The sequence below is a fragment of the Bacillus sp. 05T31 genome (assembly GCF_056396725.1).
This window is the reverse complement of the sequence record NZ_JBFTMA010000945.1, coordinates 1-1305: the sequence shown is the minus strand read 5'-3', so window position 1 is coordinate 1305 and position 1305 is coordinate 1. Positions and strand designations below refer to the sequence as shown.

The window sequence follows — 1305 nt, the reverse complement described above, 5'->3', positions numbered from 1 at the left end:
AAAAAGACTAAGCAGCCATCGAGATTCGATATTCTATCGGAGCTCGATGGTTGAGTCGTTTTTGGAACCGTTTATAGTTATAAAAGTAAATATATTCTTCAATTGCTTGTATTAAATCTTCTTCTGTTTTAAAATGATTCAAATACAACATCTCCGATTTAAAATGGGAGAAAAATGACTCGATACARGCRTTATCATGGCAGTTTCCTTTGCGAGAGTGGCTRCCAATGATACCTAAATCKRAAAGTCGTTTGTTGTAGGCATGAGATGTGTACTGGAATCCCTGATCTGAATGGAGAATGGTTCCACGCACATCTCTTTTTTGTGCCAACATTTCAATCGTATCTAATACAAGTTCATTATCATTGCGCGTAGATATTTTCCAAGAAACAACTTCGTTATTATAAACATCTTGTACAACAGAAAGATACCGAAATCCCTCTTGGAATCGTAGGTAAGTAATATCTGTAACAAGTGCCTCATTTTGTTGGCGATCTTTAAATTCACGGTTTAAAACATTCGGAAAAATATTGGAATAGTTCCCTTTAAAGAAGCGACGCTTCTTTCGAATAATAGATTGAATATTGAGCTCACTCATTAAGCGATATACTTTTTTGTGATTTATAAAATATCCCTCTTCCTGTAAAGCGATTTTCATACGTGGATAACCATATTCTTTGTGCTTTACGTGAATAGATCGTATTACCTTTTTTAATCGTTTCTCGGATTTTAGTCGTATGTTTTTCATACCTTTGGTATGAATCCATTTATAGTAACTTGAACGATGTACATCCGCAAATTTCGTAAGCCATATAACTGGATACTTTGTCTTTAATGATTCAATGATATGATATCTCTCTTTATATTTTAGTACACCTCCATTTATAGATTTGGATACTGCTTTTTTAAATATTCAACCTGTGCCTTATAGTAGTCACGTTCCTCTTCAATTGTCTTAAAATAAACACGTTTTCCTTTTAGAGGGTTTGGTATACCTTTCATTCCCCCATTTTTCCCGCGAGTATCTGTAATCTCACCACATTCTTTATATTTTTTGACCCAATTTTTAAGTTGGGTAGAACTTCTAATCTGATATCTTTCCTTTATCATATTGTAACTTCCTTCTCCGTTTAAATAACTTTGAACAGCTGATAACTTTAATTCTTCTGAATAGGTATTAAATGTCGATCCTTTTTTAGTCATGAAAAATCCCCTCCAAGTAATAGTGTAACATCCATGTGTGTACATGGTCTTTTTTACACTGTCTACCTAAAGGGGATAATATCAAGTGGTAGTCTCTTTTTG

1 protein-coding gene is annotated in these 1305 nt (G+C 33.6%); it reads right to left on the bottom strand.

From position 1 onward, the window contains the following. Positions 1-7 precede the first annotated feature (7 nt). Positions 8-1203 (bottom strand): IS3 family transposase gene (locus AC1DJR_RS30145; protein ID WP_477004276.1). Its coding sequence is split into 2 segments (ribosomal slippage): positions 8-909 and positions 909-1203, totalling 1197 coding nucleotides; the frame shifts between segments, so codons are not numbered across the junction. Positions 1204-1305 lie beyond the last annotated feature (102 nt).